The sequence below is a fragment of the Microbacterium sp. NPDC090007 genome, from assembly GCF_044748345.1.
Taxonomy (GTDB): domain Bacteria; phylum Actinomycetota; class Actinomycetes; order Actinomycetales; family Microbacteriaceae; genus Microbacterium.
Genome location: NZ_JBIVFV010000001.1, coordinates 1,591,004 through 1,613,733, shown reverse-complemented (window position 1 = coordinate 1,613,733; position 22,730 = coordinate 1,591,004). Strand labels below are relative to the sequence as shown.

General features: G+C 70.8%; 22 protein-coding genes. 5 read left to right on the top strand and 17 right to left on the bottom strand.

The genetic code is table 11. The features are described from left to right. Positions 1-31 precede the first annotated feature (31 nt). Entirely contained in the window at positions 32-1,549 is a 1,518-nt protein-coding gene (gene hflX, locus ACIPVB_RS07520) for a GTPase HflX (protein ID WP_400367903.1), read from the bottom strand. A gap of 86 nt (positions 1,550-1,635) precedes the next feature. Between hflX and ACIPVB_RS07515 the strand changes: the two genes are divergently transcribed. Further along, positions 1,636-2,280, top strand: coding sequence for a class I SAM-dependent methyltransferase (locus ACIPVB_RS07515; RefSeq protein ID WP_400367902.1), 645 nt, complete (start codon positions 1,636-1,638; stop codon positions 2,278-2,280). Between the two features lie 9 nt (positions 2,281-2,289). Here the strand turns inward: ACIPVB_RS07515 and dapF are convergent, their stop codons facing one another. The 3 genes from dapF to miaB all read right to left on the bottom strand — a co-directional run bounded on the left by dapF (position 2,290) and on the right by miaB (position 5,746). Continuing rightward, a complete protein-coding gene (dapF, locus tag ACIPVB_RS07510) occupies positions 2,290-3,144 on the bottom strand; it encodes a diaminopimelate epimerase (protein WP_400367900.1) in 855 nt (284 codons plus the stop codon). A 128-nt stretch (positions 3,145-3,272) separates the two neighbouring features. Then, entirely contained in the window at positions 3,273-4,202 is a 930-nt protein-coding gene (gene miaA / locus ACIPVB_RS07505; RefSeq protein ID WP_400367899.1) for a tRNA (adenosine(37)-N6)-dimethylallyltransferase MiaA, read from the bottom strand. Further along, on the bottom strand, positions 4,199-5,746 hold the full coding sequence (gene miaB, locus ACIPVB_RS07500; RefSeq protein ID WP_400367897.1) for a tRNA (N6-isopentenyl adenosine(37)-C2)-methylthiotransferase MiaB: 1,548 nt from the start codon (positions 5,744-5,746) through the stop codon (positions 4,199-4,201). Before miaB ends, miaA begins: the two co-directional genes overlap by 4 nt. Positions 5,747-5,902: 156 nt before the next feature. On the opposite strand from miaB, the gene ACIPVB_RS07495 reads away from it, so the two are divergent. Further along, on the top strand, positions 5,903-8,515 hold the full coding sequence (locus ACIPVB_RS07495; RefSeq protein ID WP_400367895.1) for a LuxR C-terminal-related transcriptional regulator: 2,613 nt from the start codon (positions 5,903-5,905) through the stop codon (positions 8,513-8,515). 40 nt (positions 8,516-8,555) lie between these two features. On the opposite strand, the gene ACIPVB_RS07490 is transcribed toward ACIPVB_RS07495, so the two are convergent. From ACIPVB_RS07490 to dapA, 10 genes are all read right to left on the bottom strand, one after another. Then, the gene (locus ACIPVB_RS07490; protein WP_400367894.1) at positions 8,556-9,158 is read right to left on the bottom strand and encodes a regulatory protein RecX; all 603 of its coding nucleotides are present in this window, start codon (positions 9,156-9,158) and stop codon (positions 8,556-8,558) included. A gap of 305 nt (positions 9,159-9,463) precedes the next feature. Beyond that, complete coding sequence (gene recA / locus ACIPVB_RS07485; RefSeq protein ID WP_400367892.1) at positions 9,464-10,525, bottom strand: recombinase RecA; 1,062 nt, start codon at positions 10,523-10,525, stop codon at positions 9,464-9,466. Between the two features lie 283 nt (positions 10,526-10,808). Then, on the bottom strand, positions 10,809-11,033 hold the full coding sequence (locus tag ACIPVB_RS07480) for a DUF3046 domain-containing protein (protein WP_400367891.1): 225 nt from the start codon (positions 11,031-11,033) through the stop codon (positions 10,809-10,811). Positions 11,034-11,045: 12 nt separating this feature from the next. Beyond that, positions 11,046-11,354, bottom strand: coding sequence for a helix-turn-helix domain-containing protein (locus tag ACIPVB_RS07475; RefSeq protein WP_108319449.1), 309 nt, complete (start codon positions 11,352-11,354; stop codon positions 11,046-11,048). A 173-nt stretch (positions 11,355-11,527) separates the two neighbouring features. After that, positions 11,528-12,055 carry a CinA family protein gene (locus tag ACIPVB_RS07470; protein WP_400367890.1) on the bottom strand — a complete coding sequence of 176 codons (528 nt, stop codon included), beginning with the start codon at positions 12,053-12,055 and terminating at the stop codon, positions 11,528-11,530. Next, positions 12,052-12,639, bottom strand: coding sequence for a CDP-diacylglycerol--glycerol-3-phosphate 3-phosphatidyltransferase (gene pgsA / locus ACIPVB_RS07465; RefSeq protein WP_400367889.1), 588 nt, complete (start codon positions 12,637-12,639; stop codon positions 12,052-12,054). The genes ACIPVB_RS07470 and pgsA overlap by 4 nt, the downstream gene beginning before the upstream one ends. Further along, a complete protein-coding gene (locus ACIPVB_RS07460; protein WP_400367887.1) occupies positions 12,639-15,356 on the bottom strand; it encodes a DNA translocase FtsK in 2,718 nt (905 codons plus the stop codon). The genes pgsA and ACIPVB_RS07460 overlap by 1 nt, the downstream gene beginning before the upstream one ends. A 50-nt stretch (positions 15,357-15,406) precedes the next feature. Beyond that, positions 15,407-15,898, bottom strand: coding sequence for a GNAT family N-acetyltransferase (locus ACIPVB_RS07455; protein WP_400367886.1), 492 nt, complete (start codon positions 15,896-15,898; stop codon positions 15,407-15,409). Between the two features lie 88 nt (positions 15,899-15,986). Then, positions 15,987-17,663 carry a ribonuclease J gene (locus ACIPVB_RS07450; RefSeq protein ID WP_400367884.1) on the bottom strand — a complete coding sequence of 559 codons (1,677 nt, stop codon included), beginning with the start codon at positions 17,661-17,663 and terminating at the stop codon, positions 15,987-15,989. A gap of 104 nt (positions 17,664-17,767) precedes the next feature. Beyond that, positions 17,768-18,745 carry a 4-hydroxy-tetrahydrodipicolinate synthase gene (gene dapA / locus ACIPVB_RS07445; RefSeq protein WP_400367883.1) on the bottom strand — a complete coding sequence of 326 codons (978 nt, stop codon included), beginning with the start codon at positions 18,743-18,745 and terminating at the stop codon, positions 17,768-17,770. A 98-nt stretch (positions 18,746-18,843) separates the two neighbouring features. On the opposite strand from dapA, the gene ACIPVB_RS07440 reads away from it, so the two are divergent. Then, a complete protein-coding gene (locus ACIPVB_RS07440) occupies positions 18,844-19,380 on the top strand; it encodes an NUDIX domain-containing protein (RefSeq protein ID WP_400367882.1) in 537 nt (178 codons plus the stop codon). Between the two features lie 62 nt (positions 19,381-19,442). Here the strand turns inward: ACIPVB_RS07440 and ACIPVB_RS07435 are convergent, their stop codons facing one another. From ACIPVB_RS07435 to ACIPVB_RS07425, 3 genes are read right to left on the bottom strand one after another with little or no spacing between them, the layout of a single operon-like run. Further along, entirely contained in the window at positions 19,443-20,198 is a 756-nt protein-coding gene (locus tag ACIPVB_RS07435) for an SDR family NAD(P)-dependent oxidoreductase (RefSeq protein WP_400367880.1), read from the bottom strand. Position 20,199: 1 nt separating this feature from the next. Further along, positions 20,200-20,697: a dihydrofolate reductase gene (locus tag ACIPVB_RS07430; protein WP_400367878.1), complete on the bottom strand. Its 498-nt coding sequence runs from the start codon at positions 20,695-20,697 to the stop codon at positions 20,200-20,202. After that, complete coding sequence (locus ACIPVB_RS07425) at positions 20,694-21,503, bottom strand: thymidylate synthase (protein WP_400367876.1); 810 nt, start codon at positions 21,501-21,503, stop codon at positions 20,694-20,696. Before ACIPVB_RS07425 ends, ACIPVB_RS07430 begins: the two co-directional genes overlap by 4 nt. A gap of 171 nt (positions 21,504-21,674) precedes the next feature. Here ACIPVB_RS07425 and ACIPVB_RS07420 point away from each other — a divergent pair, with 171 nt between their 5' ends. Beyond that, positions 21,675-22,121, top strand: coding sequence for a TlpA family protein disulfide reductase (locus tag ACIPVB_RS07420; protein WP_400367875.1), 447 nt, complete (start codon positions 21,675-21,677; stop codon positions 22,119-22,121). Further along, positions 22,114-22,683, top strand: a complete 570-nt coding sequence (locus ACIPVB_RS07415; RefSeq protein WP_400367874.1) for a DUF4395 domain-containing protein — start codon at positions 22,114-22,116, stop codon at positions 22,681-22,683. The genes ACIPVB_RS07420 and ACIPVB_RS07415 overlap by 8 nt, the downstream gene beginning before the upstream one ends. Positions 22,684-22,730: the final 47 nt, after the last annotated feature.

Sequence of the window (22,730 nt, the reverse complement as noted above, 5' to 3'; positions counted from 1 at the left end):
GTCGACGGGGCCGTGGCCGGTGGAGGGCGGCTCAGGCCGCGTAGGGTTCCAGCTCGGCCGCGAGGCGCGCGCCCACGTGGGCGTGCAGGAACGTCCCGCTCTCGCGGTGCTCCTGCGCGACGATCAGTCCGCTCTCGTGCACCGCCGACACCAGGTCGCCCCGATCGTAGGGCACGACCGCCCGGACCTCGACGGCGGGGAGCGGCAGGGCGTCCTCGATGGCCGAACGCAGTTCGTCGATCCCCTCGCCCGTGCGCGACGACACGAACCTCGCGTGCGGCGCCAATCCGCGCAGCACCAGACGGTCGTCCTCGCTCACCAGGTCGGCCTTGTTGAACACGACGATCTCGTGTCCGAAGTCCGCGTTCACGTCGCCCATGACGTCGCGCACCGTCATCAGCTGCGCGGCGGGATCGGGGTGCGAGGCGTCGACGACGTGCAGGATGACGTCGGCGTCGCCGACCTCTTCGAGCGTCGAACGGAACGCCTCGACCAGCTGGTGCGGGAGGTTGCGCACGAACCCGACCGTGTCGGTGAGCGTGTACACGCGACCGTCGCTCGTCTCGGAGCGGCGGACCGTGGCATCCAGGGTCGCGAACAGCGCGTTCTCGACCAGCACCCCCGCGCTGGTGAGCCGGTTCAGCAGGCTCGACTTGCCGGCGTTGGTGTACCCGGCGATCGCGACCGAGGGGATCGTGTGCCGCTTGCGCTCGGCGCGCTTGGCCTCGCGCGCCGGGGCGAAGTCGCGCAACTGCTTGCGCAGCAGAGCCATCTTGGTGCGGATACGACGACGGTCGAGCTCGATCTTCGTCTCACCGGGGCCACGCGAACCCATACCGGCGCCTCCCGCGCCGACCTGCCCACCGGCCTGGCGCGACATCGAGTCACCCCATCCGCGCAGGCGCGGAAGCAGGTATTCGAGCTGGGCGAGCTCGACCTGGGCCTTACCCTCGCGGCTCTTGGCGTGCTGGCTGAAGATGTCGAGGATCACGGTGGTGCGATCGATCACCTTGACCTTAACGACGTCCTCGAGCGCGCGCCGCTGGCTGGGCGCGAGTTCGGTGTCGGCGATCACGGTGTCGGCGCCGACCGCGGCGACGATGTCGCGCAGCTCCGCGGCCTTTCCCCGTCCGACGTAGGTCGCCGGGTCCGGGTGCGGCCGACGCTGCAGCACCCCGTCGAGCACGACCGCACCGGCTGTCTCGGCCAGGGCCGAGAGCTCGCGCAACGAGTTCTCGGCATCCGTCTGCTCACCCTGGGGGTGCACGCCGACGAGCACCACGTTCTCGAGGCGGAGCTGGCGATACTCGACCTCGGTGACGTCTTCGAGCTCGGTCGACAGTCCCGCGACGCGACGGAGGGCCGCTCGCTCCTCACGGTCCCACTGGTCGCCGTCGGCATCCCCGCCGTACGCGGTCGTGGCGTCCTGCAGTGCCTGCGCCGCACCGAAGACCCGTACCCCGCGGTGCGCGTCGGCGCGCGAGAGCACGCGATCCACCGGATCCACGGTGGCCTCGTCGATGCTCGGGGGTGTGGTCTGTTCGGTCATGGGTTCCTTCCGTCGCGAGCGTTCCCGCGTGTTCTGGCACTTTATCCGTCCCGGTGGGGAGGGCGGCCGTCCGTTATCCTGAGGTCATGGGGAGCGAGCACTATTTCAGCGCGTCGCCGTCGAGTCCCGAGCAGCTCCGCCGCATCCGCGTGACGCTCGCCGGTCGTGAACTCGAGGTCGTCACGGCGGGGGGCGTCTTCAGTCCCGATCACGTGGATGCCGGCACCTCGGTGCTGCTCGCCAACACCCCGCCCGCGCCCGCCGGCGGGGATTTCCTCGACCTGGGGTGCGGATGGGGACCGATCTCGTTGTCACTCGCGCTGTCGTCACCGCACGCGACCGTGTGGGCGGTCGACGTGAACGAGCGCGCCCTCGACCTCGTGCGGCGAAACGCCGAGTCCCTCGGCCTCACCAATGTCAACGCCGTTCGCCCCGAGGATGTTCCCGACGACGTGTCGTTCCGCACGATCCGCTCGAATCCGCCCATCCGCGTCGGCAAGAACGAACTGCACGGGATGCTGCAGCACTGGATCCCGCGCCTGTCGGAACGGTCCGACGGGTGGTTCGTGGTGCAGCGCAACCTCGGCTCCGATTCGCTGCAGCGGTGGCTCGGCGCGACCTTCGCGGACGGTTACAGCGTGCAGCGCGCAGCGACGGGTCGCGGCTTTCGCGTCCTGCGCGTGCGACGGCATGGATCGCCGCCGAGCGAACTCATCGACGTCGTGTCCTGACCGCAGGCCTCAGGCCAGCGCGACCTCGCCGGTGAAGACGAGGGATGCCGGACCCGACAGGTACACGCGCCCCTCGGCCACCCGGACGCCCAGCGTTCCCCCCGGGGTGTCGACGATCCACGCGTCGGGCGCCGCCGCACCGGCCCAATGCCGCACCGCGAGCGCCGCGGCCGCGACCCCCGTGCCGCAGCTGAGCGTCTCGCCGACGCCGCGCTCGAAGACGCGCATGCGGATCGCTCCCACCCCGTCGCGCACCAGGGGGTCGGCCGGGACGACGAACTCGACGTTGGCACCGTGCCGCGGGGCGGGATCGAGTACCGGCTGGTAGCTCAGGTCGAGGCCCTCCAGCTCCGCCTCGGACGACAGGGCCACGACCACGTGCGGGTTGCCGACGTCGATGCGGACACCGGGACGCGCGACGCTCAGACCCTTGGCGCGCACCAGGGCCTCGGCGGCATCCACCGTGAAGGCCCCCAGGTCGACCTCGAACCCGCGATCGCTGCGGGTGAGTGTCTTGATCCCCGCGCGGGTGCCGATGCGCAGTCCCCCCTCGATCGAGGCGAGGCCGGTGTCGGTGAGGTACCGGGCGAACACGCGCGTTCCGTTTCCGCACATCTCGGCTGTGGACCCGTCGGCGTTGCGGTAGTCCATGAACCACTCCGCGCCGGATGCCGCGGCCTGGGCGCCCTCGTCGATCGCCGCCGAGCGCACCACGCGCAGCAGGCCGTCCGCGCCGATACCGAAGTGGCGGTCGCACAGGGCCGCGATCTGGGCTTCCGAGAGGTCGAGGTCGCCCTCGGGATCGGACACGACCACGAAGTCGTTGCCGGTGCCGTGACCCTTGGTGAACGCGAGAGAGGACATGTCGACCAGTCTAGAGAGGGGGTGACCTGTGGTCCCCCGCGGGCTCGCCTCTCACGGGGCGCGTTCAGGACGGCGGTGGCAGCCCGGCGGGCCCGTCGACGATCACCCGCCTGCCCGTGGCCCCGGTCTCACGGGCGGCCCTCGGCGGCCAGGGCCAGGGCCGTGGCATCCGTCGTCCGGGCGTCGACCCAGTGCGCCGTCCGGTACCGGCGGAACCAGGACACCTGCCGCCGGGCGTACCGGCGGGTGAGGGCTTGCGTCTCGGCGACGGCCTCGTCGCGCGTGAGGTCGCCGCGCAGCTGCGCCAGGGCCTGGGCGTAGCCGATCGCGCGACCGGCGGTCGCCGAGCGCTCCAGTCCCTCGACGCGCAGCGCCTCGACTTCGGCGACGAGACCCGAAGCCCACATCGCCTCGACGCGCGCGTCGAGCAACGGGACGAGGTCGGGTCGCTCGATGGCGGTCGCGACGATTCGGGTGCGCGGATGCCACGACACGGGCGCCTCGGGAAGGGCTCCTCCGTGCGTCTGACCGCCCTGCGCCAGGACCTCGAGCGCTCGGACGACGCGCCGCCCGTTGCGCGGATCGATGCGCTCGGCGGCGGCCGGGTCCGCCGCGCGCAGGCGGGCGAAGAGCGCCCCGGAGCCGTGGCGCTCCAGCTCGTCCTCGAGCTGCGCGCGCAGCGTCTCGTCGCGCGGGGGGAAGCGGAAGTCCCACAACACCCCCGACACGTACAGACCGGAGCCGCCGACGAGGATCGCCTCGGCGCCGCGGTCGTGGATCCCGCGGATCGCTTCGCGAGCGGCATCCTGATACCAGGCGACCGCCGCGTCGTCGGTCACCGTCAGCGCGTCGAAGAGATGATGCGGGATGCCGCGACGCTCGGCGACGGGGATCTTGGCGGTGCCGATGTCCATCCCGCGGTACAGCTGCATCGCGTCGGCGTTCACGATCTCGGCGGGGCGGCCGCGCGCGGCCAGCGCCTCGGCGAGGTCGAGCGACAGGCGGGTCTTCCCGGTGCCGGTCGCCCCGACCACGGCCCAGAGGGCCGGGCCGCTCACACGCCGACGCGGAGGGTCGGAAGACCCAGCGACACCGCGCGCGGCGCGCCGGCCTCACCCTCGGGCGCGGGGACGCCGCAGGACTCGGCCTGCGAGCGGTCCCAGGCGTCGCCCGCCCGCGTCCGGCGGATACGCAGCGGGGCACCGTCGACAGCATCGGCCAGGAGGTGGAACGGTGCGGCGTGGGTCACGGTGACCGAGACCACGTCACCCGGGCGCGGGACGGGCGACCCGGAGGGCAGCTCGAAATGCACGAGGCGATTGTCTTCGGCCCGCCCGGTGAGCCGGTGGGTCTCGGCGTCCTTCTTGCCCTCACCGGCCGAGACGAGCACCTCGAGCGTGCGCCCGTTCTGCTTCTGGTTCTCTTCGATGCAGATGCGCTCCTGCAGCGCGATCAGGCGCTCGTAGCGCTCCTGCACCACGGCCTTGGGCACCTGGTCGGCCATCGTGGCGGCCGGTGTGCCCTCGCGGATCGAGTACTGGAAGGTGAACGCGCTCGAGAATCGCGCGGCCTCGACCACGCGCAGGGTGTCTTGGAAGTCCTCTTCGGTCTCGCCGGGGAAGCCCACGATGATGTCGGTGGTGATGGCGGCGTTCGGGATGCGCGCGCGGACGCGATCGAGGATGCCCAGGAACTTGTCGCTGCGGTAGGACCGCCGCATCGCTCTCAGGATGCGGTCGGAGCCGGACTGCAGCGGCATGTGCAGCTGCGGCATGACCGCCGGCGTCTCGGCCATCGCGGCGATCACGTCATCGGTGAAGGCGGCCGGGTGCGGGCTCGTGAACCGGATGCGCTCGAGGCCGTCGATCTCGCCGGCCGCGCGCAGCAGCTTGCCGAACGCGAGGCGGTCGCCGAACTCGACCCCGTAGGAGTTGACGTTCTGACCCAGCAGCGTCACCTCGATCGCGCCGTCGTCGACCAGGAGGCGGATCTCGTTGAGGATGTCGCCGGGCCGGCGGTCTTTCTCTTTGCCGCGCAGGCTCGGGACGATGCAGAACGTGCACGTGTTGTTGCAGCCCACCGAGATGGACACCCAGCCGCTGTGCACGGAGTCGCGCTTGGTCGGCAGTGTCGAGGGGAAGATCTCGAGCGATTCGAGGATCTCGAGCTCCGCTTCGCCATTGTGGCGCGCGCGCTCGAGCATGCCCGGGAGCGAGCCCATGTTGTGCGTGCCGAACACGACGTCGACCCATGGCGCCTTCTGCTGCACGGCGTCCTTGTCCATCTGCGCGAGGCACCCGCCGACGGCGATCTGCATGCCGTCGTGTGCGTCTTTGCGGGACTTGAGGTGCCCGAGGGTGCCGTAGAGCTTGCCCGCCGCGTTGTCGCGCACAGCGCACGTGTTGATCACCACGACGTCGGCCTCGATCCCCGCCTCGGCGCGCACGTACCCCGCGCTCTCGAGCGAGCCGGACAGCCGCTCGGAGTCGTGCACGTTCATCTGGCACCCGAAGGTGCGGACTTCGTAGGTGCGGGGTCCCGCATCGCCCTGCGCGGCGGCGGACGGCGCGATCAGCGTCGGAGGGGAAACGGGCGTCGTCATGATGGATGCCAGTCTAAACGGCGCCTCCGACACCCGCCCCGCCCGCTCGGCGGGCGACGGAAAACGCAGGGATCGCCCCGGATCGACGACATCTCGCTATGTTGTTCCTGTGCGCTGCCCGCCGGATTCGACGGGCGACTCCGGGGGGAGATGTACATGGGGAATGAGAAACCGACGGCGTCGTCGGCGAATACGGTCGGGGCGGATCGGGATGCCGTCGCGCTCGCGCAGCGCGTTCTGAGGGGGGCATCGCTTCTCATCGCCGGCCCTCGGGGCAGCGGTCGCAGCAATCTGCTGCGCGCGATCACCGCCGAGATCCAGGGGACGGGGGCGCGGACCGCGGTCGTACGACCGTGCTCCGCCCTGTCCGGCGTGCCCTTCGGTGCGCTCGAGGCGTCGCGAGGCCCGTGCGACGACGATGTGCGTGCGATCATCGCCGAGGATGCGATCGACACCGTCATCGTGGTCGACGACGTCGACGCCCTCGACGCGAACTCGATGCGCGCTCTCGAACGTGCCGTGGCGTCGGGGCGGGCGACCGTGGTCTTCGCGTTGCGCACGGCGCGACCGCGGGCGGTCGATCGGCCCGACGACGAGAACCAGGTGCGCCGCGCGGTCCTCGGGTTGTGGATCGACGGCATCCTGGATCGCGTCGATCTGCGCGAGCTCTCGGACGACGACGCCCTCGCGCTGATCGACGTCTTCCCCGACGCCGACCTGCTCGACCGCGCCACCCGCGCGGCGCTGGTGTGGCGCGCGGACGGGTCGCGCGCCCTGCTGCGCCATCTCATCCTCGAGGCCACCGCGGCCGCGCGCGCCGGTCGTGATCCGCTCAGCCCCCTGCGCGCGATCGCCCGCGACAGCAGACTCGCCGTGGCCCTCGAGCGTCACGTCGCCGACATCGCACGACCCGACCTGGAGTGCCTCGCCGTCGTTCTGCACCTGCCACACCTCGAACTCGCCGCCGCCACCCGGCTGTTCAACGCCGAGAGCGTGCACGCCCTGCTGGCGGGCGGGCTGATGCACGCCGACTCCTCCGCGGAGCGTCGACTGACGGTCAACGATCTCGTCGCGCAGGAGGCGCGGCGACAGCTCGGCGCGGCGCACGTCGACGATCTGGTCCAGGCCGCGGGAGCGCGCATGCTCGCCGAAGACGACGAATGGTGGAGCGTGCCCATCGCCGTGGCCCTCTCGGAGCGGTGGCATCGGCAGGGTACGGACTCCGATGAGAGCACCTACTCCCCCTCGATCCGGGCACGCGTCGCCCTTGCTGCGGCGCGTGCCGCCAACGACCGCGGCGACAGCGCCCACGCCGCCGCCCACGCTCTGCGCGGACTGCGCGCGAAGGACGATGCGGACCTGCGGCTCGAGGCGGACCTCGCCGCCCGCACCTCGGGCGAGGCGTACGCGGACGATCCCGATCCCGCCGCCCGCCGCCGCAGGGCCCGTGCGGCCGCGGAGCGGCGCGGGAGTCTCACGCACGCGTCGTCGAACGCCGAGGCGGACGCGCGTGTGGAGGAGCTGCTCGCGGACTCGATGCGGGCGAGCGCCGAGATGGACTGGGCGCGGGCGACCGAGGCCGCTGCCCGTGCCGCAGGCGAGACCGCCGCCTCGCCCGCAGCACGATTGCGCGCCGCCGTCGCCACGGGGACGGCCGAGGTGTTCCGCGGCAGGTGGAAGCTCGCGCAGCACCATTACGCCGATGCGGAGCGGATGCTGAACGCCCGTCGCCGCACCCCGGGGATCCACACGCGGGATCGCCTCGCCGCGCTGATGTCCATGCTCGCGGGTCACCAGATCGCCGGCGCCGACGGCGCTCGCCTTCATCAGCGGCTCCAGGACGAGGTCGCCATGACCGCCCGCGAGGGCGGGGCCGCGGATCTCACGATCGCCGGGGCGGCGGGGGCGATCGCGTATGCGGGCGAGGGTCGTTCCCGGGAGTCGGCTCGCGAACTCACCACCGCGTTGTCGCGCGACCCGTCTGCTTTGGTCGGCGTGCAAGCGGCGATGATCGAGCTGGGCGTCGCCGAAGAGCTGGCGATGTCCGGCCGACTCGGCGAGGCCCGTGCCATCATCACCACCGTCGACGACCAGGGGTCCGTCCTGGTGCGCCGCAGTCGTCTTTTCGTCGAGTCGACCGTGCTGGCGGCCGAGGGCAGGCACGACCAGGCTCGGCGGAGCGCGCGGGCGGCCGCGGAGTTGACGCGGATCAGTTCCGCTCCCGCGTTGCGCATCCGGGATCTGTCGCGCTTGATGACTCTCAACGCCGCCCAGCAGGACGAGATCGACGAGCTGGTGCAGCTCGCGGCGACGACCGATCTGCCCATCGCCGCCGAGGCCGTCAGACGCGCTGCCGCGCACCCCGGCGACGACGTCGACATTCCCGTGGACGAGCTGCGGCTGCATGCGCTGTGGTCGACCGACGACCGCCGTTCCGCAGAGACGGCCCCTGCCGCACGGATCCCGGCTCCCGGCGCCCCCACGTCGGTCGCGGACGAACTGACAGCCCGGGAGCGGGAGATCGCCCTGATGGCGAACGAGGGTCTCACCAACCGCGAGATCGCGACGCGACTCTTCCTCTCGATCCGGACGGTCGAGTCGCACGTGTACCAGGCCCGCATGAAAGTGGGTGCCGCGTCACGACGGGAGCTCGGGCGTCTCGTGGCGGCAGGGGTCGGCCTCCGCGGCGAGGCGACGAGAGCGGCCCCTTCCGAGGAGGACGAGGCGTGGAAGCGCCGTGGTGCCGGCGCGCGGGTCGCCCGCTCCTGAGCGGCGCCCGTGGCGGACCCCGACGACCGCTGCGGGAGTGTCACTCGTCCGGGGTGAACCGGACACCGGAGGCGGGTCGTCCGAAGGATCGCGAACGACCGATGCCCGCCTCGCTCAGCGCCGTGCGAGCGGCGGTGAGCGCGACCGATGACGGGTAGCCCCGGCGGGCGAGCTGGCCGGCCAGGCGACGCAGGGCGGCCTCGTACTCGGTCCCCTCGACCCCGCGGATCTTCGACCGTGCGAAATCCAGGGCACGTTCGGCGTCATCGTCGGGCAGCTGCGCGAGCGCCTCTTCGGCCACATCGCGAGGGATCCCGCGTTTGCGCAGTGTCTCGGCGATCGCCCGCCGACCCTCGGCGCGCTTGTCCGTGGCGGACATCACCAACTGCTCGGCGAACGTCGCGTCGTCGAGGTAACCGAGGTCGATGAAGCGTTCGATGAGGTCATCGCAGACGATCTCGTCGACCCCCTCGACGCCACGGAGCACCGCCCGCGCTTCGCTGAGCGACAGGGAACGCGAGCGCAGTTTGCGCAACAGCACGGCCTCTGCGCGTTCGCGGGCCTCTTCGGTGGACGGGCCGTCATCCTCATCGCCGGCGAGGCCGGAGGGGACATCGCGGATCGCCTCGCGTGGGCGTTGCACCCGCGCGGATCCCGCCGACGTGTAGCCATCGTCCTCGCCGGCGTCGGACGCTGCCGACCGCGCCCGCGACACCGTTCCGCTCGATCCGGACGATGAGCGCGACGCCGTTGGGCCCGACCCGGACGACGTCCGCGGCGAGCGAGTGCCGAACAAGGGAATCACGGGAGCGAGGCCACGGTCTGCCGCCGATCCGGTCGATTCGGCGGTCGATCCGCCGTCGCTTCGGCCGGCACCCGAGCCCGGCCCGCCGGTGCCGCCACCCTCGGATGTCCCGGGGTGACGGCCCCGGCCGTCATCCGCCGTCATCAGGCGGGGCGACGCGCGGCCAGCTCGTCTTCGGTCGTCGGCTCGGCGGCTGCGGACGCTCCTGCCCCGCCGATTCCGAGCTTGGACTTGATCTTGGATTCGATCTCGGCGGCGACATCGGGGTTCTTGATGAGGAAGTTGCGCGCGTTCTCTTTGCCTTGACCGAGCTGCTCGCCCTCGTAGGTGTACCAGGCACCCGATTTCTTGACGATCGCGTGCTCCACGCCGAAATCGATCAGGCTGCCTTCGCGGGAGATCCCGACACCGTAGAGGATGTCGAACTCGGCCTGCTTGAAGGGCGGCGCCATCTTGTTCTTGACGACCTTGACGCGTGTGCGGTTTCCGACTGCCTCGGTACCGTCCTTGAGCGTCTCGATACGCCGGATGTCGAGGCGGACCGACGCGTAGAACTTCAACGCCTTTCCGCCCGCCGTGGTCTCGGGCGAACCGAAGAACACGCCGATCTTCTCGCGCAGCTGGTTGATGAAGATGGCCGTCGTCTTGGTGGTGTTGAGACCACCGGTGAGCTTGCGCAATGCCTGCGACATCAGGCGGGCCTGCAGGCCGACGTGCGAGTCGCCCATCTCGCCCTTGATCTCGGCCTCGGGCACGAGAGCGGCGACGGAGTCGATCACGACCAGATCGATGGCGCCGGACCGGATCAGCATGTCCGCGATCTCGAGGGCCTGTTCACCCGTGTCGGGCTGCGACACCAAGAGGGCGTCGATGTCGACGCCGAGCTTCTTGGCGTACTCGGGATCGAGGGCGTGCTCGGCGTCGATGAACGCGGCGATTCCCCCCGCGCGCTGCGCGTTCGCGATCGCGTGGAGCGTCAACGTGGTCTTACCGGACGACTCGGGCCCGTAGATCTCGATGATGCGGCCACGGGGAAGTCCGCCGATGCCCAGTGCGACGTCGAGGGCGACGGAACCGGTGGGGATGGTCTCGATCGGCGCGCGGTCGTCGCTGCCCAGTCGCATGACCGAGCCCTTTCCGAACTGCCGGTCGATCTGGGCGAGGGCCGATTCGAGGGCCTTCTCGCGGTCTGCGGGTGAGGGCATGACGTCTTCTTTCTGCTCGCGTTCCGGTCGCCTATAGGCTGTCGCGCCCCTCACCGACGGTGGGGGTGCCCGACAAGGCGTTCAGAGTGTCGTTCGACGTCTCCCACGTTAGGGAGGGCCTCCGACATCGCGGTCGAAGGTCCACCGGTATTGGGGATGAAGGCGACGAGAACCCTGTTGTGAAGGACACTACGCCGGTATCGAACGAAGATTCGATGACACGCCGGAAAAAACTCCGGGAGTACCGAAACGAGACCGGTGACGCCATCGCGAGCGACCGAGGTCAGGGCCGACGCGGCTCCAGACGGCCGACGCCGTAGCGGCGGTTCTCGGGGACGTCCGTCTCGGCGCACAGCGCGAGCCAGACGTCACGCGGGTCCACCCCCGCCGCGAGCGCGTCGGCAGAGGTTCGACCTCCCACAGCCGAGAGGACGAGGTCGGTGAGCAGAGAGCCTCCGCGCGCGCCGAATTCGTCGATGACTGCGCGGTCGAATTCGCTACGGCGCATGAATCGACGCGGTCAGCGCAGCGACAGCTCGGGCTCGACGGCGGCGACCAGCTCGTCGGGGACGACGTCGGGGAAGGTCTGCAGTCCCTCGAGGACCGAGAGCCGGTCGCCGACCTGGCGCATGATGGTCGAGATGGGTACATCGAGCGCCTCGGCGACCGAGGCGAGAATCTCGCTCGACGCCTCTTTCTGACCGCGCTCGACCTCGCTGAGGTAGCCCAGGGCGACACTCGCCCGGCTTGCGACCTGGCGGAGGGTACGACCCTTCTGCTGGCGGAGGTCACGCAGGACTTCGCCGATCTCTTGACGAACCAGGATCATTTGGGGGCCCTCCTCACTGCTGATTCCGTCGTGTCCGATTGGACAACTGTGAAACACCGTCTGTGGTCACCCTAATGCCGCGCGCTGGGCACCGGATGGGAATCGCAGGACGAAACCGGAATGTGCCATCATTTGTTCCCCGCTTCTCGCGGTGACACCTCGCCGTCGAGATATCAGAGAGCGGCGAGGGCGCGTCGGAGCGCGAGATGAGCGGTCTCGCGGCGGATGCGTTCCCGGTCACCGGCGATGACCAAGGAGTCGACCCGGGTGCCCAGCGGCGTGGAGACGGCGATATGGACCGTCCCGACGGGTTGGCCGTCCTGCTCGTCGGGCCCGGCCACCCCCGTCGTGGCGATGCCCACGTCCGTGGCGACTCCGTCGCGCCCGAGGACATCCCGTACGCCGCGCGCCATCTGGCGGGCGACGCGAGGGTTGACGGCCCCGTGGGCGTCGAGGAGGGCCTGATCGACGCCGAGCACGCCGTGCTTGAGGTCGGTGGCGTAGGCCACCACGCCACCGCGCACGGCACGGGAGGCCCCGGGCACGTCGACCAGTGACGAGACCACCAGCCCGCCCGTGAGCGACTCGGCGACGGCGACGGTCCAGCCCAGTTCGACGAGGCGTTCCAGGAGGAGGCCCGCGCTCTCGCGGGGAGTGCGGACCAGCGTTTCGTCGAGGTCTTCGGGGATCCCGTCGATCACCGCGCACCGCGGCTTCTGCGTGCGGCGCGCGCCTCGGTCACGACGTAGTCGATCCCCGAGGCGATCGTGAGCGCCACCGCGATCGTCATGGTGATCACACCGACCCACCACACGATGCCCTGCCAGGCGGAGGCGTCGGACAGGCCCGCGAACGGGATGAGGGCGATCGAGAGCGCGACAGCCTGGAACACCGTCTTGAGCTTGCCCATCCAGGCGGCGGCGAGCACGTGATCGCTCACCACGACGAACCGGTACACGGTGATGCCGATCTCGCGGATCAGCACCACGATCGTGATCCACGACGGCAGTTCGCCGAGAAGCGACAGTCCGACGAAAGCGACCCCGGTCAGTGCCTTGTCGGCGATGGGGTCGAGCAGTTTTCCGAGATCACTGACGATCCGGTAGCGGCGGGCGATGTAGCCGTCGACCCCGTCGGTCGCGATCGCGACGATGAAGAGCACCGCGGCGGCCCACCGCAGTGCCCCGCCGGCCCCGGCGTCGGCGAGGAGCAGCCAGAGGAACACGGGCGCGCAGAGGATGCGCACGATCGTGATGGCGTTGGGCAGTTGAGGGTGGACGGCCATCAGTCGCGCCCCGTCAGCTGCCAGGCGTCCTCGGAGCCCTCGTCGTCGTCGGCGTTCACGACGGGGAGCCCCTCGAACTGCGCCTCGATCGGATCTTCGCCGTACCGGTCATCGTCGGCGCCGGGTGGGGCCGGCGGAGCGTCGTCTCCGCGCAGGCGCGCCATGACGGCCGGCAACTGCTCGTTGGTGACCAGCACATCGCGCGCCTTGGATCCCTCGGACGGACCGACGATCTCTCGCGATTCCAGCAGATCCATGAGGCGTCCGGCCTTGGCGAACCCGACGCGCAGCTTGCGCTGGAGCATCGAGGTCGAGCCGAACTGGGTCGACACCACGAGTTCCGCCGCCGCGAGGAGCAGCTCGAGGTCGTCACCGATGTCGGCGTCGATCTCCTTCTTCTCCGCGGCCGCCTGCACGTCGGCGCGGTACTCGGGCCGCGCCTGCTGCGTGACGTGCGCGACGACCTTCTCGATCTCTTGCTCGCTCACCCACGCGCCCTGCACGCGCAGCGCCTTCGACGCCCCCATCGGCAGGAACAGACCGTCGCCCTGACCGATCAGGCGATCGGCGCCGGGCTGGTCGAGGATGACTCGCGAGTCGGTCACGCTCGTCACGGCGAAGGCCAGGCGCGAGGGCACGTTGGCCTTGATGAGTCCGGTGACGACGTCGACCGAGGGCCGCTGCGTCGCCAGCACCAGGTGGATGCCGCTGGCTCGGGCGAGCTGGGTGATGCGCACGATCGAATCCTCGACGTCGCGCGGAGCGACCATCATGAGGTCGGCGAGCTCGTCGACGACGACGAGGAGATAGGGGTAGGGCTTGAGCACCCGTTCGCTGCCGGCGGGCAGCTGCAGCTCGCCCGCCACCACGGCGCGGTTGAAGTCGTCGATGTGACGGAATCCGAACGACGCGAGGTCGTCGTAGCGCATGTCCATCTCTTTCACGACCCACTGCAGCGCCTCGGCCGCCTTCTTGGGATTCGTGATGATGGGGGTGATCAAGTGCGGGACGCCCGCGTAGGAGGTCAGTTCGACGCGCTTGGGGTCGATCAGCACCATGCGGACGTCCGAAGGCTTCGCCCTCATCAGCAGGCTCGTGATCATCGAGTTGACGAAGCTGGACTTACCCGACCCGGTGGAACCGGCCACGAGCAGGTGGGGCATCTTGGCGAGGTTGGCCACCACGAAGCCGCCGCCCACGTCCTTGCCCACGCCGATGGTCATCGGGTGGGTGGACGACGTCGCCGCCTCGGAGCGCAGGATGTCGCCCAGGGTGACGATCTCGCGGTCGGCGTTGGGGATCTCGACGCCGATCGCGCTCTTGCCGGGGATCGGCGCCAGGATGCGGACCTCGTTCGAAGCCACCGCGTACGCGATGTTGTTCGTGAGCGCGGTGATGCGCTCGACCTTGACGCCCGGGCCCACCTCGATCTCGTACTGCGTGACGGTCGGTCCGCGCGAGAAGCCGGTCACGCGCGCGTCGACCTTGAACTGCTGCATCACGCTCTCGATCGCCGCGACCACGGCGTCGTTCGCTGCCGAACGCGCCTTCGGCGGTGTCCCCGCCGCGAGCGCCGTGACCGCGGGGAGGCGGTAGTTCGCGGCCGGCGGAGCACCGGCGTGGTCCCCGCCCAGACCGGAGATCCCGGGAAGATCGTCGACATCGTCGTCGGCGACGACGGGCGAATCGTCGTGCAGACCACGACCGGCCGCCGCGCCGGCGAGGGCGCGCGGGTCGAACACCTCGGTCAACGCCTCGGAGGCGGGCGCCGACGGCAGCGGCGGCGGCGCGACGGAAGGGGCCTTGGCCACCGGCTCGGGCGCGAGGACCGGGGTCTCGAATCCGCCCTGCGGCGTTCCGGGAGCCAGGAGTTCGGTGAGATCGTTGGAGCCGAGTGAACCGTCGGTCTCTTCTTCGCGCCCCGTCTTGTTGCGGCGCCACCAGGGCAGCGACTTCTCGGGCGCGTCCTCGTCGTCGGCGGCCGGCAGCACCGCCGTGGCCGGATCGGGCCGCTCGACGCGCTCGGCGCCGAACATCCACGCATAGAGGTCGCCCAATCGTCGCCCGATGCGGTTCGGAGGGGTCTTCGTGAGGATCAGGACGCTGAGCACGGCCAGCAGGGACAGGGCGATGTACGCACCGACGTCCGTCAGCACCGCCGCGAGCGGCTCGCCCAGGATCCACCCCGAGATGCCTCCGGCGAGGCTCAGCACGGGCAGGCCCTCACTGGGTGCGGGCCTGCTGTTCGCGACGTGGCAGAAACCCGCCACCGTCACCACGAACAGCCCGAATCCGATCCCCACGCGCCCGTTGTCGTGCACCGAGGCCGGGTGCCGGAACAACCACCCGGCCAGCAGCAGCAGGAGCACGGGGAGCACGAACGCCACCCGGCCCACCAGGGCGCCGAAGCTGTATGCGCTGATGAGGGAGGCGGCATCCGTCCCGATGAAGAACCATTCCACGACCGCACCGAGGATCGCGAGGACGACGAGGAAGAACGGGAAGCCGTCACGACGCTGGTCGCGCTCGAGGGTCTCGGGGCCGAACGCACGGAACATCCCGCCCACCCCGTGGGCGACGGCCGTCCAGGCGCGCACGGCGACCGGGGGCTTCTCGGGCTCGTCGACGTAGCGCTTGGGCGCGGGCGCCGAGGCCTTCGATCGCGACGACCCCTTCGCGGGGGCGCGACCGCCGGACGGTGACGAGGTACGAGCCATTCCTCCACGGTAGGCGGGAGCGCCGACATTCGCTCGGACCGACGCGGGATTCAGCGCAGTCGCTTGGCCATCACGTCGCGACCCATTCCGCGACGAACCACCGCGAACCCCTCGGAGCGGTACAGCGACACCGCGTGATTGTCGCGTTCGACGCTCAGGCTGATCCGCGCGAAGCCCTGCCCGCGCGCGTGATCGGTCAAGCGCTGCAGCAGCGCCCGCCCCACCCCGTGCGCCCGCCACAGCGGACGCACGCCGATGATGAGCTCCGGCACCCCCGTACCGACCCACCCGAAGCCCGGTTCGTCGCGCGGCAGCATGCGGTACCAGGCGGCACCGACGGGCTCGCCGTCCGGCGACTCCGCCACGAACCCCGCGTCGCCCGGCCGCATCCAGCCGGCGACGTAACGGCCGTGTTCCGGGCTGCTCAGCACCTCGTGGCGCGGGCGCACGGCGCCCGGGCGCCACGTGGCCGCTTCGACCGTCATGTCGGCGAGGAACGCTCCGTCGGCGCGGACGGCCGCACGGATCGGGAGAGCGGACATGCCCGCATGATAGCGAGCCGCCCGGCACCATGACGGCCGGGGAACGGCGCAGCGCCGCGGGCGAACCCGCGGCGCTGCGTCGACCGCCTCAGGCCTCGATGACCATCGGCACGATCATCGGGCGGCGACGCAGCGACTGGTTCACCCAGCGGCCGATCGTGCGGCGCACCACCTGCGACAGCGCGTGGGTGTCGCGCACGCCCGACGTGGCGGCCTCGGCGAGGGCCGCGGCGATCTTGGGCTTGACGCTGTCGAACACCTTGTCGTCCTCGGCGACGCCGCGGGCGTGGATCTCGGGGCCCGAGACGATCTTGCCGGTCGCGGAGTCCACGACGACGATCACCGAGATGAACCCCTCTTCGCCGAGGATCCTGCGGTCCTTGAGGTCGGCATCCGTGATCTCGCCCACCGAGGAGCCGTCGACGTAGACGAAGCCGATGTCGACCTGTCCGACCACCTCGGCGACGCCGTCGCGCAGGTCGACGACCGTGCCGTTCTCGCCGAGGATCGTGTTCTTCTCGGGGATGCCGGTCTCGCGGGCGAGCTTGGCGTTGGCCATGAGGTGGCGGTACTCGCCGTGCACGGGCAGCACGTTCTTGGGCTTGAGGATGTTGTAGCAGTAGAGCAGCTCACCGGCGGCGGCGTGACCCGAGACGTGCACCTTGGCGTTGCCCTTGTGCACGACGGTCGCGCCGAGCTTGGTGAGCCCGTCGATCACGCGGTAGATGGCGTTCTCGTTACCCGGGATCTGGCTGGATGCCAGGATGATCGTGTCGCCCTCACCCGGCTCGATCGCGTGATCGAGGTTGGCCATGCGGCTCAGCACGGCCATCGGCTCGCCCTGCGAACCGGTCGACATGTAGACGATCTTGTCGTCGGGCAGGTCGCGCGCCTTCTTGTAGTCGATCAGGACGCCGTCGGGCACGGCGAGGTAGCCGAGGTCGGCGGCGATGCCCATGTTGCGCACCATGCTGCGCCCGAGCAGCGCGACGCGACGACCGTTGGCGTGCGCGGCGTCGAGCACCTGCTGCACCCGGTGGACGTGGCTCGAGAAGCTCGCCACCACGACGCGCCGGGGGGCGCGGGCGATCACCTGGTCCAGGACCGGGCCGATCCCGCGCTCGGTCGGGGTGAATCCCGGGACGTCGGCGTTGGTGGAGTCGACGAGGAACAGGTCGACGCCCTCTTCGCCCAGACGCGCGAACGCGCGCAGGTCGGTGATGCGGCCGTCGAGCGGCAGCTGATCCATCTTGAAGTCGCCGGTGGCCAGGACGAGACCCGCGGGGGTGCGGATGGCCACGGCGAGCGCGTCGGGGATGGAGTGGTTGACGGCGACGAATTCGAGGTCGAACGGTCCGACCTGCTCGCGCTGGCCCTCGCTCACGGTCAGCGTGTAAGGACGGATGCGGTGCTCTTTGAGCTTGGCCTCTATGAGCGCGAGGGTCAGGCCCGAACCGATGAGGGGGATGTCGCCCTTCAGCTTGAGCAGGTACGGCACGGCGCCGATGTGGTCCTCGTGCCCGTGGGTCAGCACCACGCCGACGATGTCGTCGAGTCGGTGCCGGATGGGCTCGAAGTCGGGCAGGATCAGGTCGACACCCGGCTGGTGCTCCTCGGGGAAGAGCACACCGCAGTCGACGACGAGCAGCTTGCCGTCGTATTCGAACACGGTCATGTTGCGGCCGACCTCGCCGAGGCCGCCGAGGGGGATGACACGCAGGGTGCCCGCGGCGAGCGCGGGCGGATCGTAGGGCGTTGTGGGCATGTGAGCCTCCTCGGATGCCGCGAAACGGCATCCCTTCCTCTCGGATGCCGTGACGGCATCCTTTCGTGTGGCGTCCAGGGCCGCGGATCGGCGGACGCCGATGCTTATCTCGTCGTGCCGTGCACCTTCGGCAGGGCACCGCCGGCGGCCGCGTTGCGGTCGGGGCGGAAGTTGGAGAAGTCGGCGCCGGCCACGTCCTTCACGAGGGCCAGTTCGTCTTCGATGACGGCGGCCTCCCACTCCTCCGGCCCCACCAGGGGCAGGCGGACGCGGGGGCTGCCGATGCGGCCGAGGCCGTGCAGGATGTACTTCGCCGCGACGGTGCCGGGCACGTGTGTCATGACGGCGCGCACGAGCGGCTCGAGGCCCCGGTGCGCGGCGGTGGCCGAGGTCAGGTCGCCGGCGTTCACGGCATCGACGATCGTGCGGTACGGCGCTGCGGCGATGTTGGCCGTGACGCCGATGAGCCCGGACGCTCCGATCGACAGGTGCGGCAGCACGTTGGCGTCGTCGCCCGAGAAGTACATCAGGTCGGTCTGGTTGAGCACGCGGCTGACCTCGCTGAAGTCGCCCTTGGCGTCTTTGATCGCGAGGATGTTGGGGTGCTTGGCCAGGCGCAGGATCGTCTCGTAGGTGATGGGGACCCCCGTGCGGCCGGGGATGTCGTACAGGATGACGGGCAGATCGGTCGCGTCGGCGACGAGGCGGAAGTGCGTGAGGATGCCCGCCTGCGTGGGCTTGTTGTAGTAGGGCGTGACGATCATGATGCCGTCGGCGCCGGCCTTCTCGCTGGCCTTGTACAGCTCGATCGCGTGGGCGGTCTCGTTCGATCCGCCGCCCGTGATGATCTTGGCGCGACCCGCCGACACGCTCTTGCCGACCTCGACGAGGCGGAGCTTCTCGGGGTCGGTGAGGGTCGAGGTCTCGCCCGTCGTGCCGGTGACGACGATGCCGTCGGCGCCGGCGGTGATGACGTCGTCGATGTGCTTCTCGGTTGCGGGCCAATCGACTTCGCCGTCGGCGGTCATCGGGGTGATGAGCGCGACGAGCACCTGACCGAAGGGATTGCCGGAGTGCGTCATGCTCCCAGGTTATCGGTTCGCGGTGCACGGTCCCGGGCCCGGTGGACGTCCGGGGTGAACAATCGGTGACCCGCCATGCCTGGTCCTAGGGTGGCGGGGTGAGCTGGACGACCCGCGCGACGCGCACCGTGTACGAGAACCGTTGGATCCACGTGCGCGAGGACGAGGTGACCGGGCCGCACGGCGAGGGGATCTACGGCGTCGTGCGCATGCAGCATCCGGCCGTGTTCGTCGTGGCCCTGGACGACGCCGAGCGCATCTGCTTCGTCGAACTCGAGCGGTACACGACGGGGCGGTCGCTGGAGGTGCCGGCGGGCGGGTCGGACGGCGAGGACCCGCTCCTGGCCGCTCAGCGCGAGCTGCGCGAGGAGGCCGGGGTCTCGGCATCCGAGTGGCTGGAGCTCGGACGGATGAACGCGCTGAACGGCATCGCGGACGCACCCGAGCACGTCTTCCTCGCGCGGGGACTGTCGGTGACGGATGCCGCCGCCTCGCAGCGCGAGGAGGGGATCGACGCCGTGCGGTGGATCCCCTTCGCGCAGGCGCTCGCGCTCGTCGCCGAGGGGCGCATCACCGACGGCGAGACGATCGGCGCCCTCGCTCTGGCCGGGATCCGCCTGGGCCGCTTCCGCTGACGCGCGGGGCGCCCGCGACCCGGTCCCGCCCTGCGTCGACCGAGCGACCCGCGCGTGCGGCGTCAGCGACCGCGTGCGGCAGCGCGCACCACCGCCGCATCGGGCAGCAGGCGCGACCCGGCGACGAGCGCCTTGTATCGCCACGACGGCACGGAGACGGATCGACCGCGGGCCGCGTCGCGCAGGCCCTCGCGGACCACGCGGTCCGCGTCCAGCCACAGGCGGTCGGGAACACCCTCCTCCCCCGGCGCGAGGCCGAGGCGCTCGTGGAAGCGCGTGTGGACGAACCCGGGGCAGACGGCCGTCACCGTCACCCCGCGCGAGCGGTAGGCGACGTTCGCCCAGCGGCTGAACGAGATGAGCCAGCCCTTCGCGGCGCCGTAGGTGCCGCGCGGGACGAACCCCGCCACCGAGGCGACGTTGACGATACGACCGCTCCCCCGGCGCAGCATCGCCGGCAGCGCGGCGTGGGCGAGACGCATCGCGACCTCCACGTGCAGTCGCAGGTGGCGGACCTCGTCGTCGACGCCGGTCGAGGCGAAGTCGAGGTCGAGTCCGAAACCGGCGTTGTTCACCAGCACGTCGACGCCGCCGGCGACCCGGGCTTCGACGACGGCGAGCGCCTCGGTGTCGAGCAGGTCGGCGGCGAGCACCTCGACGGTGCGGCCGTGGCGCGCCCGGATGTCGGCGGCGACGTTTTCGAGGGCGTCGTGGTCGCGGGCGACCAGCACGAGGTCGGCCCCGCGCGCGGCCAACTGCCGGGCGAATTCCACGCCCAGACCCGAGCTCGCACCCGTCACGACCGCCGTCCGTGCCATGTCAGCCCTCTCGCCGGTAGGTCTCGAAGCGGTACGGGATGCCGCTGCCCGACGTGTACCAGCCCTCATCGGGATCGACGGCCGTCGCACGCCATCCCCGGGTCGAGGGGGCGAACGTGTCGCCGTCGACCGCGACGTCGAGCCGGGTCACCTCGAGCACGGTGGCGCGGTCGATCGCCTCGGCGTACAGCATCCCTCCCCCGATCACCCACACCTGGTCGCCCCGGGCGAGGCGGAGGGCGTCGTCGAGGGAGTCGGCGCGGTCGGCACCCGGCTGTCGCCAGGCCTGCGAGCGGGTCACGACGATGTTCCGGCGACCCGGGAGGGGTCGGTACCGCGGCGGAAGGGACTCCCACGTGCGCCGCCCCATGACCACGTCGTGGGCGCCGGTGACGGCGCGGAAATGGGCGAGGTCCTCGGGGACGTGCCACGGCATCCCGCCGTCCGCACCGATGACGCCGTCGCGGGCCTCGGCCCAGATCAGCCCGACGGACGTCATACGGCGACGGCCCCGCGAATGGCCGGGTGATGCTGGTAGCCCTCGACCACGATGTCGTCGAAGGAGTAGTCGAGGATCGACGCGGGGGTGCGGGCGAAGCGCAGCGTCGGGAAGGGGAACGGCTCGCGCGTGAGCTGTTCGCCGACCTGGTCGCGGTGATTGTCGTAGATGTGGCAGTCTCCGCCGGTCCAGACGAACTCGCCGGGCTCGAGGCCCGTCTGCTGCGCCACCATCATCGTCAGCAGCGCGTAGGAGGCGATGTTGAAGGGGACGCCCAGGAACATGTCGGCGCTGCGCTGGTAGAGCTGGCACGACAGCTTGCCGTCGGCGACGTAGAACTGGAAGAGCGCGTGGCACGGGGCGAGGGCCATGTCGGGGATGTCGGCGGGGTTCCACGCCGACACGATCAGGCGCCGGGAGTCGGGATCGCGCCGGATCTGCTCGATCACCTGCGTGATCTGGTCGATGGTCCCGCCGTCCGCGGTCGGCCAGGATCGCCACTGCACGCCGTAGACGGGTCCGAGTTCGCCCGCGGCGTCGGCCCACTCGTCCCAGATGCTCACCCCGTTCTGCTGCAGCCAGGCCACGTTCGACTCGCCGCGCAGGAACCACAGCAGTTCGTACACGATCGATTTGAGGTGGACCCGCTTGGTGGTGATGAGGGGGAACCCCTCGGCCAGGTCGAAACGGATCTGACGACCGAACACGCTCGTGGTCCCCGTCCCGGTGCGATCGGACTTGTGCACACCCTCGGCGAGGACGTCGCGGAGCAGGTCTTCGTAGGGCGTCGGGATGGCGGCGGTCACGCGTTTCACGATACCCGTCGGCGCGACGCGTCACGGGGTGCGGACGACCTCGAAAACGCGTCCGTCCCTCGGGAGGAACGGTGGATGCCGCTGAGTCCGCGCCGAAAGAATCCTGGGCGATCGCGTCATCCGACGACTCATCGGCCCGCGATCCATCCACGCGCATTAGCCTTGCTCGTCGTGGACCCGACCCTCGCTCTTCTCGCCCTCGTGGCGCTCGTCGCCGCGGCGACGGCCGTCGGCCTCGTCATCCGCCGACGTCAGGGACGCGCGCGCACGGTCGATTCCGACGAGGTCGTGGACCCCCGCCGTCTCGGTGCCGACGCGCTCGGCGACGCGGCGACCCTTCTGCAGTTCAGCACGGAGATCTGCTCGCGCTGCCCCGGTGTGCACCGCATGCTGTCCGAGGTCGCCGACGCACGCGAGGGCGTCCGCCACCTCGACGTCGACCTGACGCACCGCCCCGACATCGCTCAGCACTTCCGGGTGCTGCAGACACCCACCACGTTGGTGCTCGACCGGCACGGCGTCGTGCGCACGCGCTTCGGCGGAACGCCCGGCCGCGCCGTGGTCGAGCTCGAGCTGGACACCCTGCAGAAGGAGGCCATCCGTGGCTGAGGTCCCACGCATCGACGCCCGCGGCCCGCGTTTCGCGGCATCCATCACCGCCGTTCTGCTGCTCGTCGCCACCCTGCTGAGCCTGGTCGGCATCTCGACCCGGGCCACCGAGGGTTTCTTCGCCTATGCGCCGCTGTCGGACGAGTCCTTCGCCCCCTCGCCCTGGGCCGTCCAGCAGGGCTCGCTGATCGACCGGATCGCCGACCCCGGCTTCCTGCTGCTGCTGGTGATCGCACTGCTGTTCGTGTGGGGCGTCGTCGCTCCGCGCACCGCGCCCTGGGGCGTGCTGTATCGCCAAGTCGTCCAGCCGCGCCTGGCGCCTCCGACGGAGTTCGAGGACCCTCGTCCCCCGCGCTTCGCCCAGGGGGTGGGCCTCGTCGTCACCGCGGTCGGACTCGTGCTGCACCTGGCCGGGGTGCCGTGGGCGCTGCCTGTCGCCGCCGCGATGGCGTTCGTGGCGGCATTCCTCAACGCCGTCTTCGGACTGTGCCTGGGATGCCAGCTGTACCTCGTGCTGCAGCGCGCGGGCCTCATCGGTCGTCGCGGTCCCGCCGCCGCCTGAGCCCCGCCGCGGCCGGGCTGTCAAGACCCGGTGGGTGTCGGACGCCG

Coding starts and splice junctions, on each gene's coding strand:
- hflX (WP_400367903.1), bottom strand. CDS start 1,549: ATGACCGAACAGACCACACCCCCGAGCATCGACGAGGCCACCGTGGAT.
- ACIPVB_RS07515 (WP_400367902.1), top strand. CDS start 1,636: ATGGGGAGCGAGCACTATTTCAGCGCGTCGCCGTCGAGTCCCGAGCAG.
- dapF (WP_400367900.1), bottom strand. CDS start 3,144: ATGTCCTCTCTCGCGTTCACCAAGGGTCACGGCACCGGCAACGACTTC.
- miaB (WP_400367897.1), bottom strand. CDS start 5,746: ATGACGACGCCCGTTTCCCCTCCGACGCTGATCGCGCCGTCCGCCGCC.
- ACIPVB_RS07495 (WP_400367895.1), top strand. CDS start 5,903: ATGGGGAATGAGAAACCGACGGCGTCGTCGGCGAATACGGTCGGGGCG.
- recA (WP_400367892.1), bottom strand. CDS start 10,525: ATGCCCTCACCCGCAGACCGCGAGAAGGCCCTCGAATCGGCCCTCGCC.
- ACIPVB_RS07480 (WP_400367891.1), bottom strand. CDS start 11,033: ATGCGCCGTAGCGAATTCGACCGCGCAGTCATCGACGAATTCGGCGCG.
- ACIPVB_RS07475 (WP_108319449.1), bottom strand. CDS start 11,354: ATGATCCTGGTTCGTCAAGAGATCGGCGAAGTCCTGCGTGACCTCCGC.
- pgsA (WP_400367889.1), bottom strand. CDS start 12,639: ATGGCCGTCCACCCTCAACTGCCCAACGCCATCACGATCGTGCGCATC.
- ACIPVB_RS07460 (WP_400367887.1), bottom strand. CDS start 15,356: ATGGCTCGTACCTCGTCACCGTCCGGCGGTCGCGCCCCCGCGAAGGGG.
- ACIPVB_RS07455 (WP_400367886.1), bottom strand. CDS start 15,898: ATGTCCGCTCTCCCGATCCGTGCGGCCGTCCGCGCCGACGGAGCGTTC.
- ACIPVB_RS07450 (WP_400367884.1), bottom strand. CDS start 17,663: ATGCCCACAACGCCCTACGATCCGCCCGCGCTCGCCGCGGGCACCCTG.
- dapA (WP_400367883.1), bottom strand. CDS start 18,745: ATGACGCACTCCGGCAATCCCTTCGGTCAGGTGCTCGTCGCGCTCATC.
- ACIPVB_RS07435 (WP_400367880.1), bottom strand. CDS start 20,198: ATGGCACGGACGGCGGTCGTGACGGGTGCGAGCTCGGGTCTGGGCGTG.
- ACIPVB_RS07430 (WP_400367878.1), bottom strand. CDS start 20,697: ATGACGTCCGTCGGGCTGATCTGGGCCGAGGCCCGCGACGGCGTCATC.